The 14831-nt window shown below is 70.0% G+C and carries 15 protein-coding genes; 2 read left to right on the top strand and 13 right to left on the bottom strand.

Annotated features, from left to right (window positions below; translation table 11 throughout):
* Positions 1–35: 35 nt before the first annotated feature.
* The 10 genes from ACFVW6_RS16415 to ACFVW6_RS16460 form a co-directional block, all read right to left on the bottom strand.
* The gene (locus ACFVW6_RS16415) at positions 36–764 is read right to left on the bottom strand and encodes a hypothetical protein (protein ID WP_378828236.1); all 729 of its coding nucleotides are present in this window, start codon (positions 762–764) and stop codon (positions 36–38) included.
* A gap of 43 nt (positions 765–807) precedes the next feature.
* On the bottom strand, positions 808–1419 hold the full coding sequence (locus ACFVW6_RS16420; protein ID WP_378828238.1) for a class I SAM-dependent methyltransferase: 612 nt from the start codon (positions 1417–1419) through the stop codon (positions 808–810).
* Between the two features lie 78 nt (positions 1420–1497).
* Positions 1498–2184, bottom strand: coding sequence for a hypothetical protein (locus ACFVW6_RS16425; protein WP_378828240.1), 687 nt, complete (start codon positions 2182–2184; stop codon positions 1498–1500).
* Positions 2185–2212: 28 nt separating this feature from the next.
* Positions 2213–2818, bottom strand: a complete 606-nt coding sequence (locus ACFVW6_RS16430) for a 3-oxoacid CoA-transferase subunit B (RefSeq protein WP_378829407.1) — start codon at positions 2816–2818, stop codon at positions 2213–2215.
* 35 nt (positions 2819–2853) lie between these two features.
* Positions 2854–3597 (bottom strand): CoA transferase subunit A, encoded by a 744-nt coding sequence (locus tag ACFVW6_RS16435; RefSeq protein ID WP_378828242.1) that lies wholly within the window; start codon positions 3595–3597, stop codon positions 2854–2856.
* A complete protein-coding gene (locus ACFVW6_RS16440; RefSeq protein ID WP_378828244.1) occupies positions 3594–4184 on the bottom strand; it encodes an RBBP9/YdeN family alpha/beta hydrolase in 591 nt (196 codons plus the stop codon). The genes ACFVW6_RS16435 and ACFVW6_RS16440 overlap by 4 nt, the downstream gene beginning before the upstream one ends.
* 27 nt (positions 4185–4211) lie before the next feature.
* A complete protein-coding gene (locus tag ACFVW6_RS16445) occupies positions 4212–5504 on the bottom strand; it encodes an MFS transporter (protein WP_378828246.1) in 1293 nt (430 codons plus the stop codon).
* Between the two features lie 81 nt (positions 5505–5585).
* On the bottom strand, positions 5586–6638 hold the full coding sequence (locus ACFVW6_RS16450) for a 3-keto-5-aminohexanoate cleavage protein (protein WP_378828248.1): 1053 nt from the start codon (positions 6636–6638) through the stop codon (positions 5586–5588).
* Between the two features lie 48 nt (positions 6639–6686).
* Complete coding sequence (locus ACFVW6_RS16455) at positions 6687–7553, bottom strand: TauD/TfdA family dioxygenase (protein WP_355272210.1); 867 nt, start codon at positions 7551–7553, stop codon at positions 6687–6689.
* Between the two features lie 25 nt (positions 7554–7578).
* Positions 7579–8553 carry a quinone oxidoreductase gene (locus ACFVW6_RS16460; RefSeq protein WP_355272212.1) on the bottom strand — a complete coding sequence of 325 codons (975 nt, stop codon included), beginning with the start codon at positions 8551–8553 and terminating at the stop codon, positions 7579–7581.
* A gap of 108 nt (positions 8554–8661) precedes the next feature.
* Here ACFVW6_RS16460 and ACFVW6_RS16465 point away from each other — a divergent pair, with 108 nt between their 5' ends.
* On the top strand, positions 8662–9666 hold the full coding sequence (locus tag ACFVW6_RS16465) for an AraC family transcriptional regulator (protein ID WP_355272214.1): 1005 nt from the start codon (positions 8662–8664) through the stop codon (positions 9664–9666).
* A gap of 10 nt (positions 9667–9676) precedes the next feature.
* Here the strand turns inward: ACFVW6_RS16465 and ACFVW6_RS16470 are convergent, their stop codons facing one another.
* Positions 9677–10768: a metallophosphoesterase gene (locus ACFVW6_RS16470; protein ID WP_378828251.1), complete on the bottom strand. Its 1092-nt coding sequence runs from the start codon at positions 10766–10768 to the stop codon at positions 9677–9679.
* A gap of 37 nt (positions 10769–10805) precedes the next feature.
* Positions 10806–12032, bottom strand: a complete 1227-nt coding sequence (locus tag ACFVW6_RS16475; protein ID WP_378828253.1) for a hypothetical protein — start codon at positions 12030–12032, stop codon at positions 10806–10808.
* Positions 12033–12301: 269 nt separating this feature from the next.
* On the opposite strand from ACFVW6_RS16475, the gene ACFVW6_RS16480 reads away from it, so the two are divergent.
* Positions 12302–13246, top strand: coding sequence for an AraC family transcriptional regulator (locus ACFVW6_RS16480; protein WP_378828255.1), 945 nt, complete (start codon positions 12302–12304; stop codon positions 13244–13246).
* A 3-nt stretch (positions 13247–13249) separates the two neighbouring features.
* On the opposite strand, the gene ACFVW6_RS16485 is transcribed toward ACFVW6_RS16480, so the two are convergent.
* Entirely contained in the window at positions 13250–14728 is a 1479-nt protein-coding gene (locus tag ACFVW6_RS16485; protein ID WP_378828258.1) for a sugar porter family MFS transporter, read from the bottom strand.
* Positions 14729–14831 lie beyond the last annotated feature (103 nt).

The raw sequence follows: 14831 nt of genomic DNA on the forward strand, positions 1-14831 counted from the left end.
GCCCACCCATGTGTTCGCGCTGATTCCAACCGGTGTCAGCGCTCGCCCGACAGCTGGCGGGCGATCAGCTGATCCACGGCCTCGGGGGTGAGTGGTTCGCTGCCGGGAGGGTCGATCGGTTCCGGGCGATCGCCGAACAGGTAGTCGCGGAAGGCCCGCAGGTAGTCGTCGAGGTCGCGTTGCTCGGCGAATTCGGTTCCGGTCGGATCGAACCAGTCGTCCGGTGTCGGGCGCCACGCGATCATGAAATCGAGCGCTTCACTCAGCATTTTCCCGGTGGTGGGATCCCTGAGGCAGGCCGCGCGCAGCGCCGCCGCTCGCTCGCGCATTCCGCGGCTGTACTCGCGACTGTGCATGTCGACCAACGGCCATCGCAGGCTTTCGATGTGCGGGATTTCGTCCCACCAGGTGGGTTCGGCACCCCGGGTGGCTCGTCCTGATCCCGTGACCGGCACCGGGTAGTCGGCGGGTGCGTTCCTGCGGTCGATCGCGCGGGTCGGCCCGATTCCGAGGTTCACGGGTGGGTACCACACGCCACGCCACACCGGGACCCCGAGAGAGCGGTTCACCGGCGGCCGCTCGGCCAGGGAGATGTCGACCGTGATGCGCCGCACCGGTGGCAACGGTCCGTCGCCGACCAGGTCCGCCAGCATCGACAAGCAGTCCGGGACGTCGAAGCCGGTCACGCCGACGCCCTCCCAGAGCCGTGCGTCGGTGCCGTCCTCTCGGTCGAATTCGATCCAGTACCGTCGCGGCTCGGTCACCCGGGATGTCCTTCCATCGCCGTCAGTGTCGATGCCGATCCTGTCAGCGCGCGATGCCCAGGGACAAGGCGGCGAACGCTTTCGGTGCGCCCGGGTGGTAGAAGCGGTCGAGTTCGGCGGTCTCGAAGCCCGCGTCGGTGAGCAGGCCGGGTATGTCGCGGACGAGGTGGCAGCCGCCGGCGATCCGCTGCTGGATCGGGTCGAGCCGGTACTGCCAGGTCCGCACGGACGCGTCGGGGGCGAGCCCGTGTTCGACGAAATGCAGTGTGCCGCCGGGTTTGAGTACCCGGCGGATCTCGGCCAGGGCGGCACCGACATCGGGAATCGTGCACAGCGTGAACGTCGAGAGCGCGGTGTCGAAGGTCGCGTCCGGGAACGGCAGCGACTGACCGTCCAGCCCGGCCCGCTCGATCGGCACCCGGCTCTCCGCCACCCGCTTCGCCGCGATCTTCCAGGCGACATCGGCCGGTTCCACGCCGCTGACCCGCTCCACCGCATCCGGATAGAACCCCACATTGGTGCCCGACCCGAACCCGACTTCGAGCACGACCCCGTGCAGACCGGCGCAGGCGCGCCTGCGCAGGGTGTCGTTGGTGGCCACCCCGCACACCGTGTCGACGATGTGCGGCAGGATCCGCTCGCTGTAGAAGCCCATCCCCCGATCATCCCCCTCACGCGCGCCGAGCGCCGCCGAACGCACGGTCGCCCTGCCCGGCGACCGTGCGGCCCGCAGCTACTTCGCGGGGAACGGCGCGGTGATCGTGGAGACGTACTGGATCACGGCCCCGATCGCCACGGGCGCCGTCACCAATAGCTGACCCGCCACCGTGCCGAGCGCCCCGACCGCGAGGACACCCCCGAGGCAGCCGACCGCGGCCGCGGGCAGGAACGGACCGAACAGGCCGATGATGGTCGCCGCGGCGACGGTCGCGCCGACGATACCGCCGAGGACGCACCCGACGGCGGCGCCGCCGAGCCCGCCGATCAGGGTGCCGACGGCGGCGCCGGTGGAGATGGTGGTGGTCAGGCGCGCCCACGCCGCCTGCTCCCGGTCGTATTCGGTCTTCCACGGCGCCTTGTCCTCGAACGGCAACGCGACCGGCCGGTAGACCGCGCTGTCCGGGGACAGGTCGGGTGTCAGGGTCGCGGTGCGGCCGTCGATATGCGCGGCGATCGGGAAGACGAAGTCGTCGACGGCGAAACGCAGCGGTGTCGCGGCGACGACGGTGCCATCGTCGGTGCGCGCGGTCAGCGCGCCGTTCTCGACCGTGAGGGTGCCGGCGTCGATCGCGATGATCGAGGCCGACTCGGTGGCGTGCGCGGTGAATCCGACCGGTGCCGGGCCGGTGGGTTCGGCCTGCGCGGTGCCCGCCGCGGCGACCACCGTCAGCGCGGCGGCGGCCAGGGACTTCATCAGCATGGGGTGGTTCCTCATCATCGTGGGTTCTTCAGTGCAGGGGTGCCGCGGTGACGGCGCGGACGTGGTCTTCGGTGACGCCAGGCGCGCATTCGCGCAGCACCAATCCCGACGGTTCGACGTCGATGACGGCGAGTTCGGTGATGACGCGGTGCACGACGCCGACGCCGGTGAGCGGCAGGGTGCAGCGGGGCACCATCTTCGGGGTGCCCGCCTTGTCGGTGTGGGTCATCAGCACGATCACCCGGCGGGCGCCGTGGACCAGGTCCATCGCCCCGCCCATGCCCTTGACCATCTGCCCGGGCACCATCCAGTTGGCCAGGTCGCCGGTGGCCGAGACCTGCATGCCGCCGAGAACGGCGGTGTCGATGTGGCCGCCGCGGATCATGCCGAAACTGAGCGCGGAGTCGAAGAACGCGGCGCCGTCGGCGACGGTGACGGTCTCCTTGCCCGCGTTGATCAGGTCGGCGTCGACATCCTCGGCGCGCGGGTAGGGGCCGGTGCCCAGGATCCCGTTCTCCGAGTGCAGGGTCACCGCCACGCCGGCGGGTAGCTGGTTCGGGATCAGGGTGGGCAGGCCGATCCCCAGGTTGACGTACTCCCCGGGGCGCAGTTCCCTGGCGGCGCGGGCCGCCATCTCGGTGCGGGTCCAGCCGCCGGTCACGGTCGAGGTCACGAGACGGTCCGCCGTTCGATCGGTTTGGTCTGTGGGCCGGTGTGCACGATGCGGTCGACGAAGACCCCGGGCAGGTGCACCTGCGCCGGATCGAGCGTGCCCGCGGGAACGAGCGTCTCCACCTGGGCGAGGCACACCCGGCCCGCCATCGCGGCGAGCGGGTTGAAGTTGCGGGCCGCCTTGTTGAACACCAGATTTCCCGCGGTGTCGCCGATCAGCGCATGCACGAGCGCGTAGTCGGCGGTGATCGATTCCTCGAGCACGAACCGGCGGTCCCCGAAGGTGCGGACCTCCTTGCGCGGCGAGGCCACCGCCACGGACCCGTCGGCCCGGTACCGCCACGGCAGCCCGCCCTCGGAGATGGGGGTACCGACGCCCGCGGCGGTGAAGAACGCCGGAATGCCGGTCCCGCCCGCCCGCAGCTTCTCCGCCAGCGTGCCCTGGGGCGTCAGTTCTACTTCCAACTCCCCGGCCAGGTATTGGCGGGCGAACTCGGCGTTCTCACCGACATAGGAGGCGGTGACCCGGCGGATCCGCTTCTGCGCCAGCAGAATTCCCAGCCCGTGATCGTCGGTGCCGCAATTGTTGGAGAAGATCTCGAGGTCGCCGGCGCTGCCCGCCGCCAGCGCGCGGATCAGGGCGTCCGGGATGCCGCACACTCCGAACCCGCCGACGGCCAGCGACGCACCAGAGCCGATATCGGCGACCGCCTCGGCGGCGGTGGCGAACACCGTCGTCATCGGGCGAGCTCCGGGCTGTCGGTCATCGCGAGCAGGTCGTCGAGGAGTTCCTGTGCGCGCGGCCACGGCCCGTAGCCCGCCGCCGGATTCAGGTGCCCGACATCGCCGAGCTCGACCAGGCTGCTGCCCCACGCCTCGGCCATGCCGGACACCCGGCGGGTGGTCGCCAAGGGGTCGGTGCTGCTGGCGGCGACGATGCTCGGGAACGGCAACCGGCGGCGCGGCACCGGAGTCCAGCCGTGCGCGGCGAGGTCGGCGGCCGCGGGATAGCCGGGCGGGAGCGGTGTTTCGAAGTCGGGCGGCGTCGCGAGCACCGCGCCGCGGACGGGGCGGGTGGACTGCTGGGCCCAGTGCACGGTGATCATCACGCCCGCGCTGTGCGCCACCAGGACGACGGGTCCGTCGATCTCGGCGAGCACCGCGTCCAGAGCGGCGACCCGTGCGGGCAGGCTGAGCCCGTCGCGTTCCAGCGGCGGCACGATGGCCACCTGGTCCAGAGTAGCGGCCAGCAGGGTCTGCCAGTGGTCGGCGACGTGATCACGCAGACCGGGGACGATCACGACGGTCGGGGTGGAAAGGGAGTTCATCGGTGTGGTTGTCCTTGTCGACGAGAGTCAGTGCGGTGCCGCGGCGTGGACGGCGGCGAGTTTGCGCAGCCCCAGCGGGTAGACGCGACGGCCGAGCAGCAGGGCGGCGACGGCGAGCACCGACACCACCGGGGTCACGCGCAGCGCTTCCCACAGGCCGAGGTGATCGGCCAGCACGCCGACCACGAACGGGCCGAGCGCGAGCCCGAGCAGGCTGTTGGCCAGGGTGAGGGTGCCGAAGGCGGAGGCACGCACGGAGGCGTGGGTGAGGTTGGCGACCATCGCGACGGTCGGGCCCGCCGAACCACCGGAGAAGAACGCGCCGATCCCGAGCAGCACCAGTTGCGGGACCCCGGCGCCCAGGCTGAACCCGAGCCCGAGGCTGACGAGCGAGATCAGGCAGAACACGATCGCGGTGACCCATTTGCGGCCCATGTCGGCGCGGCCGACCCGATCGGTGATCACCCCGCACACCACCATGCCGGTCCCGACGAGCGTCACGATGACCGCCGCCAGTCCCGCCGCCCGATCGGGCGCCAGCCCGTAGTAGCGATTGAAGAAACTCGGCATCCACGACAGCAGCACGGCCGCGGTGAACATCTGCAGGCCGCTGCCCACGTAGGCGCACAGCACCGCCGGGTTGGTGAACAGGGTCGAGATCGGTGCGCGGTAGGCGATCTCGGGCGCGGGATCGGTGGCGTGGCGGGCGGTGCGCTCCTCGGTGACCACCGACCGGAACGCCACCGCCAGCACCAGTCCGAAGATCGCCATGGTCGCGAACGACCACCGCCAGCCCAGGTGCACCGCGATCACGCCGCCTGCCGCTACGCCGAGCACCGATCCGAACGAGCCACCCGCCATGAACGCCCCGCTCAGCGCCGCGTGCCTGCGCGCGGCGAACACGCTGAGCACCAGCGCGATACCGACGCTGCCGTAGGCGGCCTCCCCGACCCCGACGAAGAAGCGGGCGGCCAGCATCTGCGGGTAGTTGTCGGCGAGCGCGCACACCAGGGTCGCCGCGCTCCACACCAGGGCCATCAGCACCAGGCTTCGCACCCGGCCCCACCGGTCGGCCAGCACCGACAGCGGAAGGGTGAGCAGCCCGACCATCAGGGCGACGACGCTGCTCAGCGACGCCAGTTGCGAATCCGACAGCGCCCATTCGGCTTTCAGGAACGGAAAGACCGCGCTGAGCACTTGGCGCGACATGTAGTCGGCCAGTAGCAGGCCGAAGGCCAGCGCGAACACCAGCCAGGGATAGGTACGGGAGACGGACGAGGTGCGATACGGCGCCGCGACGGCGGTCGTGGTGTGGTCCATGAGTGCTCCTGCGAACCGGTGGACGTCGTCGCTGACGTCCACCGGGTTGTCGAGACAGGGGGAGCTGATCCCCCGGGAGGGTCAGGCGTGGTGGGTGAACCCGACCTGGCCCGGCTTGCGGTTCGGGGCGAACCCGATCTTGGCCAGCGTCTCGTCGGCGTCGGCGTAGTGTTCGTCGAGCCGGTAGATCTCGCGCGCTTCCTTGCCGGTGGCGACCTCGCGGCCGAGTTCCCCGGCGATCCGGACCAGCTGCTGGATCTGCTGGACCGAGGTCATCCGCTCGCCCTTGCGGCCCCACAGGGTGTCCTCGTTGCCGCAGCGCGCGTGCAGACCCATCGCGATGGCCATCGTGTTCACCGGCAGCACGCTGCGCATCAGCGTCTCCAGGGTGAGTACGGCGCCGTCGGGGGTGCGGCGGATGAACTCCATCATGTTGTAGGGGTTGGGGCCGTCGAAGCCGCCGCCGATGCCGACCCAGGTCAGCATGAGCGGGCCGGTGTAGATCCCGCGCCGGATCAGCCGCTCGACGGTCTCCAGCTGCGGGATGCTCGACAGCTGGAAGTGCGGCTGGATGCCGTTGGCCTGCAAGCGCTTCAGGTGCTCGGCGACCCAGGCCGGGCCCGCGGGCACATACATCTCCCGGTACGCCTCGTACACCTCGGGCCGTTCGAACGAGGTGCCCGCGATGTCGTCCTCGGTCATCAGCTCGACGATGTTCATCTGGCTGGTGTTGATCGCGATGGTGACCTGGTCGGGCTTGGGGTCGAGCTCGGCCAGCATGTGCCGGGCGTCGTCGGGCAGCCACAGCGCGTCGGCGCCCTCGCCTTCGGGCGAGAACGAGATCGACCCGCCCACCTGCAGGATCATGTCCGGCACCGCCTCGCGCAGCCGGCCGAGCAGTTCGTTGAACTTCGACAGCCGCTTGGAGCCCTTGCCGTCGAGTTCGCGTACGTGGATGTGCAGCACGGTCGCGCCGGCGGCGTAGCAGTCCACGGCCTGCTGGACGTGTTCGTCCATCGTCAGCGGGAGGTCTTCGCGGAAGTCGTCGAGTTCCCATTCCGGACCGTACGGCGCGGCGGTGATGACCAGCTTTTCCTGGTTCTCGGGGAACAGTGCGTCGTCGTGAAAATGCATGGGGGTACTCCGATCGGAATTGCGAGGGTGAAAGGAAAAGAGAAAGTGTCAGAAGGGACGGTCGCCGACGATGCCGGCCCGTTCCATCTTGCGCACCGCCGGCCAGTAGTCCTGGACCGCATAGTGCTGGGTGGAGCGGTTGTCCCAGATCGCGAAGCTGTTCTCGGTCCAGCGCCAGCGCACCTGATACTCCGGAATGGCGGCCTGCCGCATCAGATAATTCAGCAGTTCGCTCGCACCGGGCGCGTAATCGGCGCCGAATCGCACGTTTTCGGGGGTGTGGTAATTCACCAGGTGGGTGGTGAAGGAATTGACGAACAGAATTTCCTCACCGGTTTCCGGGTGAATACGCACCACCGGGTGTTCGGCGTCGGGAAAACGTTCGTGCAGCGCGAGGCGGTCCTCTTCGAGCATGGCCGCGCCGAAGCTGGCCTCGATACTGTGCCGGGCCCGCAGGTGCGCGATCCGCGACCGCACCGACTGCGGCAGCCGCCGGTAGGCCTCGACCATGTTCACCCAGATGGTGTCACCGCCGACCGGCGGCGATTCCACACACCGCAGCACGGCGCCCATCGGCGGATTCACCCGCCAGGTGGCATCGCAGTGGAAGGCGTTCTCGTAGTGCTCGGGCGCGCTGTCGAGGTCCTTGTAGATGCGGACCAGGCCCGGATGGTCGGGATCGCCCGCCGCGACCGGGTGGTCTTCGAGCGGGCCGAAACGTTCGGCGAGCGCGACGTGTTCGGCCCTGGTGATGTCCTGGTCGCGCACGAACAGCACCTTGTGGCGCAGCAGCAGGGTGCGCAGTTCGGCGAACAGGGCGTCGTCGGCGGCGACCTCGGCGAGGTTCACCCCGTGCAGTTCGGCGCCGATCGTCGCGGTCAGCGGCACCGCGTGCAGGGCGGTACGGACGGTCATGGCTGGTTCCTTTCCGGTGGACGCGTCAGAGCGTGAAGACCGACGCGCCGACGCTGCGGCCCGCTTCGAGGTCGCGATGCGCCGCGACGGCGTCGGCGAGTTCGTAGCGCTGGTTGATCTCGACCCGCAGGCGACCCGCGGTGAGGTGGTCGAAGAGCTCGCCCGCGAGTTCGGCGCGTTCGGCCGGGTCGGCGATGTAGTCGGCCAGGGCGGGCCGGGTGACGAACAGCGAGCCCTTGACGGCGAGCTGCATCGCCTCGATCGGCGGCACCGGACCCGAGGCGGTGCCGAAGCACACCAGCAGGCCGCGGCGGGCCAGCGAGTCCAGCGAGGATTGGTAGGTGGTCTTGCCGATGCTGTCGTAGACCACCGGAACGCCCGCGCCGTCGGTGATCTCGCGCACCCGGGTCGCGACGTCCTCCCTGGTGTAGATCACCACGTGGTCGCAGCCGTTGGCGCGGGCGACGGCGGCCTTCTCCTCGCTGGAGACGGTGCCGATCACGTGCACGCCGAGCAGCTTGGCCCACTGGGTGAACAGCTGACCGACCCCGCCCGCCGCGGCGTGCAGCAGGACGGTGTCGCCCGCGCGCAGCGGATGGATCCGCCGCAGCAGGTAGGCGGTGGTGAGACCGCGCATGGTGGTGGCGGCCGCGGTGTCGGCGGCGATACCGTCGGGCAGGGCGATCAGGTGCTCGGCGGGCATCACCCGTTCGGTGCTGTAGGCGCCGAGCGGGCTGCCGGTGTAGGTGACCCGGTCGCCCGGCGCGAAGCCGGCGACGCCGGGGCCGACCGCCTCGACGACACCGGCGCCCTCGACGCCGAGTCCGGCGGGCAGGGCGGCCGGGTAGAGACCGGTGCGGAAGTAGGTGTCGGCGAAGTTGAGTCCCACGGCCTCGTGGCGGAGCCGGACCTCACCGGGCCCCGGATCGCCGACCTGGGTGGTCTCCCACCGCATGACGTCGGGGCCGCCGATCTCGGCGAAACGAATTGCGTGTGCCACTGCATCTCCTTCGGTGTGATGGACATAACAGTAGGGACGGACACCGGTCAGTGCTTATCCTGACGGGACAGAGGACCATTCCTCTCGGGACATCGAGGAGGTGGTGGCGTGAAGCCGTTGTCCCGGTACGCGTCGCTGAACGACTACCTCGACCTGGCTCGTTCGCTCGGGTTGGAGCCGGCGCGGCTCATCCGCGACTGCGGTCTCGATCCGGCCGGTTTCGGCACCCAGGACCGCTGGATCCCGGCCGAGGCGGTCGCCGAACTGCTGGAGCGCTCGGCCGCCGAATCCGGCCGGGAGGACTTCGGATTGCGGATGGCGCAGCTGCGCCGCTTCGCCAATCTCGGCCCGCTGAGCCTGGTCATCCGCGAGGAACCCGACGTGCGCAGCGCACTGCGGCTGCTCGCGCGCCACGAGCACATGTACAACGAGGCGCTGCACACCGAGATCATCGAGGCCAACGGGGTGGCCACGCTGCGGGTCTCGGTCGACGTGGGCCGACCGGCGCCCGTGCGCCAGGCGGTCGAACTCACCACCGGCGTCCTGCACGGGCTGCTGCGCGGCTTCCTGGGGCCCACCTGGCGGCCGATCCAGATCTGCTTCTCCCACCCCGCGCCCCGCGACCGCGCCACCTACTACAAGATGTTCGGCCCGCACGTCGAGTTCGACCAGGACTTCGACGGAATCCTCACCTACAGCACCGATCTCGACGCCCCCAACGCGATGGCCGACCCCCAGTTGCGCACCTACGCCCAGCGGTTGATGGGCAGGCTGACACCGACGCGCGAAGCCACCGTCACCGACCGGGTCCGCGAACTCGTGGAACTGCTGCTACCGACCGGACGCTGCACCGTCGAGCAGGTGGCCCGCAGTCTCGGCGTCGACCGGCGCACCGTGCACCGCAGGCTCGCCCAGGACGGCACCACCTTCAGCGCGATCGTCGACGACACCCGCGCCGCGCTGGCCGAACGGCTGGTCACCCATCGCCGCCACTCCCTCACCGAGGTCGCCGACCTGCTCGGCTTCTCCTCGGTGAGCAACTTCTCCCGCTGGTTCCGCACCCGCTACGGCACCAGCCCCCGGCAGTGGCGCGAGCAGCGCCCGCGCCCCTGACCGGTCGCGCTCAGGCCAGGCGACGATCGAAGACCTGGGTACCCGCACCGGAGGCGGCGTCCACGGTGACTACCCGCAGGTTCACCTTCTCCTGACTCAGGTCCATCACCATGAAGCCCAGTTCGTGCTGGGTCTCGTACAGCGCGGGATGCGCGGAATCCTTTGGCGCCGCGGGCTGACCGGACGCCGTCTTGCCCGCCGCGCCGGAGACGATCTGCCGGGTACCCTTCGACGCCGCGGTCGGTTCGAGCACCTGCAGGGTGTGGTCGTGGCCGGACAGCAGGAACGAGACCTTGCCCAGCACATGGTCTTCGAAGAACCGCTTGGCGTGCACGCCGTTGATCGGCTCGATCGGCAGGCCCTCGTAGTTGCCCGCGTCGCCGTGCGGCCCGTTGCTGAGGTACGGGTGGTGGGTGCAGGCGATCTTCCACGGCGCGGTCGACTCCGCCAGCGCCCGGTCCAGCCAGGCGCGCTGCTCGTTCATGTACTGGCCGTCCACCGACCAGTACGGGTCGAGCAGCGGTGGGATGTAGGCCGCGAGCGGATTGACGTCGAGCACGAAGAACTCCACCACCGGGTTCTCCTCGGGCACCCGCACCGAGTAGTAGCGGCTCGGCATCCACCAGCGGCGTGACCTGGCGTGGTACTCGACCTCGTGATTGCCGCGCAGCAGCCAGCCGCCGTCGCCGGGGAACACCGCGGAGGTGTCGTGGTTGCCCAGCACCATCGCCCACGGAAAGTCCAGGCCCGCGTTGGGATCCTCGAACTTCGTCGCGAACTGGACGTCGTCGGGGCCGTTGGGCCCGGACTCGTAGATGTTGTCGCCGAGGCCGACCGCCATCGTGAACGGCTCGCGCGCGTGGAAGGCCCTGGCCGCGTCGGCCACCGCCCACTGGGTGCGGCTGCCGGTACCCGCGTCACCGGTGATCAGGATCCGGGCGGTGCGCCCGGCGCCCGGCGCAAACTTCGGCACCTCGGCCGGGACCGCCGCCGCGGGCGTCAGCCCGACGAGGGTGATGCCGGCGACGACGCCTGCCGCGCCGGCCAGCACTTCCCGCCTGCCGATACCGGCCGGGGTGGAACCTGGGGTGGAGTGCGACACGTGGATGCTCACCTTCTGGTCTGGGATCGGTGGAAACTTACACCGCGCACATCGACTGGATGACGCCGCGCACGATCGGTGCGCCGTAGTCGGTCGGCGCGAAGACCAGCTTCTGCACGATCGACAGCGGCGTGAGGACCGCGTCGGCGACCCCGGCGTACCCGGCGACGGAGGTACCCGCCGAGAACAGCAGGCTGGTGATGTCGAGGGTCAGCGTGGCCAGGTCGAACGCGTTCTCGACCTCCACCTGCGCCAGCGGCACGGTGTCGAGCGCGGTTCCCGCGGCGACGTCGGCGCCGAGATTGGCCAGGAAGGTCAGCGGGCCCATGTCGAGGGCTTCGACCAGCGGTCCGAGTTCGTCGGAGCGGCGCATCAGCATCACCTTGGCGACGCGATTGCCGGCCAGGAACACCTGCAGGTCCGCGGCGGCCTGGTCGACGGCGGCGGGGTCGACCCGCACGGCACCGCTGGTCAGGAACGCCCGCGAGCGTTCGACGACGGCGGCCATCGTCAGGTCGGCGATCGGCGTGCAGTGTCCGTCGGCGGTCATGACCAGGGCGGCCAGGTCTTCGATCGGCTGGGGAACGTCGACCGGTTCGGTGGTGGCGGCACCGAGGTCAAGGGGCGGGTACACGTTCGGGGCGACGCAGCCCGCGTCGATCGAATTCTGCACGGCCCTGGCCAGGGCCTTGGTCCCGGTGAACGCGGCGCCCACGATCGGCTTCAGGAAGATCCCGACCGTGGGGACCATGCCGGCGGCCAGCTTGGCGGGAATCTTGACGATGCCGGTGGCGAGGATGAACACCTCGATCGCGTCATCGACCGTCAGCTGCGAGACCGACATGGTCTGGTCGATCCGGCCGGTGCGGACCGCGTCGAGGCCGTTCACCAGGTAGGTGACGATGGGGTCGTCGAGTTCGGCGGGCCGGGTGCCGACCAGCTCGGGTCGCATCGGCAGCCCGTCCCGGTGCACGCGCACGGCGGCGATCTGGGCACGGACGTCGGCGACCTGCCGGTCGTAGGCGGCCAGCTGGGCGGGCCCGACCATCCCGCGCAGGATCGACGCGGCCGCGGTCACGACATCGTCGAAGGTCGGCGCGCCCGTGGTGCACAGCGCTGTTGCGTCGGCGATCGGGGTGGCCGCGAGGGTGTCCGCGGCGCTCGCCTGCGCGGTTCCCGGCGCGAGCAGGACACCCGCGGCCACGGTGAGCGCGGTGAGGGAACCGGCGCAGGGCGCGGTGCGGCGGGACAGGGTCAGGCGCATGCGGTGTGATCTCCGGCTGGGCGGCCGCTCGGCGCACCGCCGAGGGCATCGGATGGAAGGTGCGCACCGAACCTAGGGCGGCGTAGTTTCCGAAACGGTGGCATTTACATGAACGGCCGACCAATTTGGACGTACGTTCAGTTAATCCGTGCTCACCGAACACGGGTGTTCGCCACGATGTAGCGACCGAGCGCGCCGCGACACGCGCCCGATCGTGGCTGTCACCACGATCGGGCGACAAGCACGGTTGCCCGATGGATACTGGGCCGATGGCCGACAGGTTGTCTCCCCTGGTGCTCAGCACCGAGAGTGTCTCGCGCAGGGAGGCTTTCGACTTCTGGCGCGACAGCGTGTGCGCGATGTACTTCCGCATGCAGGTCGATCCGATGACCAGCGCGGATTTCAACGCGCGCATCGAATACGCCACGCTGGAGAACGCCGTCGGCCTCTCGCGCGTGCGCGCCGACGCGCAGCGGGCCCGCCGACGCCACGTCGACCTGAGCGCCGACACCGAGGACTGCGTGCTCGGCATCATCACCCTCGACGGGCGCGCGGTCCTCGAACAGGACGGCCGCACCGTCGAAGCCGCGCCCGGCAACCTGGTCTTCCTCGACAGCACCCGCCCCTACTGCGCGACCTGGACCTCCACCTTCGAGGAACTGGTCGTGCAGGTGCCCACCCGCCGGATCTCGGTCGCCGACACCCGCTCGCTCACCGCCAAGGCCTTCGGACCCGGCACCGTCGCGCCGACGGTCACCTCCTGCTTCACCGCCCTGTTCGACCTCGTCGCCACCGACCCGGCACAGGCGGCGCCGCTGGTCCCGCACGCGCTGGGCCTGTTCGGTGCCGCCGTCGCGACCGCGGCCCGCCGCAAGAGCGAGCCGGAGGAGATCACCGCGCTGCTGCGCCAGCAGGTCTTCGACTTCCTGCGCGCCAACGCGTGCGACCCCGAACTCACCGCCGACGTCGTCGCCGAGGCGTGCGGGGTCTCCCGCCGCACGCTCTACCGGATCGTCGGCGGTGGCGGTGTCGCCCAGCACATTCGGGTGATCCGCATCGATCGGGCCAAAAAACTGCTGCAACGCGAGCGCTACCAGTCGATGGGCGCGATCGCCGCCGCCTGCGGTTTCGGCAGCGAGTCCGGCTTCCATCGGGCGTTCCGGGAGGCGGTCGGCGCGACACCGGCCGACTACCGGCAGATGGTGCGGCCGTAGCGATCACACCGCCGACGCGGGCCGGTCCACGCCGGTGGCGGCGTCCATGTCCTCGAGCGACATGCCCTTGGTCTCGGGCACGAACCGCGCGACGAACAGCAGCGACAGCAGCGCGAACACCGCGTACATGCCGTAGGCGACGCCGAGCGAGAACGTCTTCAGGCTCGGGAAGGACACGGTGATCGCCCAGTTCGCCGCCCACTGGCCCGCGGCCGCCAGCGACAGTGCGGCGCCGCGGATCCGGTTCGGGAACATCTCGCCGAGCAGCACCCACACGACCGGGCCCCAGCTCATGCCGAAGAACACGACGAACAGGTTCGCCGCGACCAGCGCGATCGGCCCGCTCGCCCCGGTCAGCTGCGGCTCCAAGGTGCCTTCGGAGTTCGCCACCTGGTCGGCGGTGCCGAAGCACACCGCCATCGTGGCCAGCGTGATCGTCATGCCGATCGAACCGATCAGCAGCAGCGGCCGCCGCCCGATCCGGTCGATGAGCAGGATCGCGACGATGGTGGTGGCGATATTGACCACCGAGGTGAACACGCTGATCTGGAACGACTGGGACTCCTCGAAACCCACCGCCTCCCACAGCACGTTCGAGTAGTAGAAGATCACGTTGATGCCGACCGCCTGCTGGAACACCGACAGCAGCAGACCCACCCAGACGATCGGATAGATCCCGCCCGCCGGGCGGCGCAGGTCCTTCCACGACGGCTTCACATCGCCTTTGAGGCTGTCCTCGATCCGGCCGATCGTCAGTTCGAGGTTCTTCTCGCCGAACAGCAGGGCCAGCACCTTGCGGGCCTCGGGAATGCGGTGGGTGGCCACCAGGTAGCGCGGCGATTCCGGAATCGTCGAGGCCAGCACGCCGTAGACGACCGCGGGCACCATCATCGACAGGAACATCCACCGCCACGCCTCGAGGCCCAGCCACAGGTTCTCGCTGGCGCCGCCGGCGATCTCGGCGAGCACGTAGTCCACGAGCAGGGCCAGGAAGATACCGAGCACGATCGCGAGCTGCTGGAGTGATCCGAGCCTGCCGCGAATGCGCGCGGGCGAGGTCTCGGCGATGTAGGCGGGGGCGATCACCGAGGCGACGCCGACGCCGAGACCACCGATGACGCGCCCGATCACCAGGATCCACACACTGGGCGCGAGCGCGGTGACGACCGCGCTGACGAAGAACAGCACCGCCGCGATCTTCATGACCTTGATCCGGCCGATCCGGTCGGCGATGCGGCCCGCCGTCATCGCGCCCGCGGCGGCGCCGAGCAGCGCCGAGGCCACCGCGAAGCCGAGAACAGCGTCGTCGACGGCGAATTCGTCCTGGATCGCGGCCACCGCGCCGTTGATCACCGCGCTGTCGAAACCGAACAGCAGACCACCCAGCGCGGCGACCGAGGCGATCCGGATGATGTGGCTGCCCGGCGCGCTCTCGTCGTCGGGGGCAGCGGACTGATCGGTGAAAGAACCTCCGTCGGACATCGGCGTCGTCCTCTCCGCGGCGTGGCACTCGTGCCACGCTGGTCGCTGTGTGGTCTGGTCGCAGTATGCCCCGACCGGCGGGCCGCTTCGTCGAGGACACGCA

Source organism: Nocardia sp. NPDC058244, from assembly GCF_042882065.1.
In the GTDB taxonomy this organism is placed as follows: domain Bacteria; phylum Actinomycetota; class Actinomycetes; order Mycobacteriales; family Mycobacteriaceae; genus Nocardia.

Excerpts from the sequence above, each read along its gene's own strand:
- ACFVW6_RS16430 (WP_378829407.1), bottom strand. The coding sequence starts at position 2,818 with ATGGCGGCCCGCGCCGCCAGGGAACTGCGCCCCGGGGAGTACGTCAAC.
- ACFVW6_RS16445 (WP_378828246.1), bottom strand. The coding sequence starts at position 5,504 with ATGGACCACACCACGACCGCCGTCGCGGCGCCGTATCGCACCTCGTCC.
- ACFVW6_RS16435 (WP_378828242.1), bottom strand. The coding sequence starts at position 3,597 with ATGACGACGGTGTTCGCCACCGCCGCCGAGGCGGTCGCCGATATCGGC.
- ACFVW6_RS16455 (WP_355272210.1), bottom strand. The coding sequence starts at position 7,553 with ATGACCGTCCGTACCGCCCTGCACGCGGTGCCGCTGACCGCGACGATC.
- ACFVW6_RS16475 (WP_378828253.1), bottom strand. The coding sequence starts at position 12,032 with ATGCGCCTGACCCTGTCCCGCCGCACCGCGCCCTGCGCCGGTTCCCTC.
- ACFVW6_RS16485 (WP_378828258.1), bottom strand. The coding sequence starts at position 14,728 with ATGTCCGACGGAGGTTCTTTCACCGATCAGTCCGCTGCCCCCGACGAC.
- ACFVW6_RS16425 (WP_378828240.1), bottom strand. The coding sequence starts at position 2,184 with ATGCTGATGAAGTCCCTGGCCGCCGCCGCGCTGACGGTGGTCGCCGCG.
- ACFVW6_RS16450 (WP_378828248.1), bottom strand. The coding sequence starts at position 6,638 with ATGCATTTTCACGACGACGCACTGTTCCCCGAGAACCAGGAAAAGCTG.
- ACFVW6_RS16440 (WP_378828244.1), bottom strand. The coding sequence starts at position 4,184 with ATGAACTCCCTTTCCACCCCGACCGTCGTGATCGTCCCCGGTCTGCGT.
- ACFVW6_RS16480 (WP_378828255.1), top strand. The coding sequence starts at position 12,302 with ATGGCCGACAGGTTGTCTCCCCTGGTGCTCAGCACCGAGAGTGTCTCG.
- ACFVW6_RS16420 (WP_378828238.1), bottom strand. The coding sequence starts at position 1,419 with ATGGGCTTCTACAGCGAGCGGATCCTGCCGCACATCGTCGACACGGTG.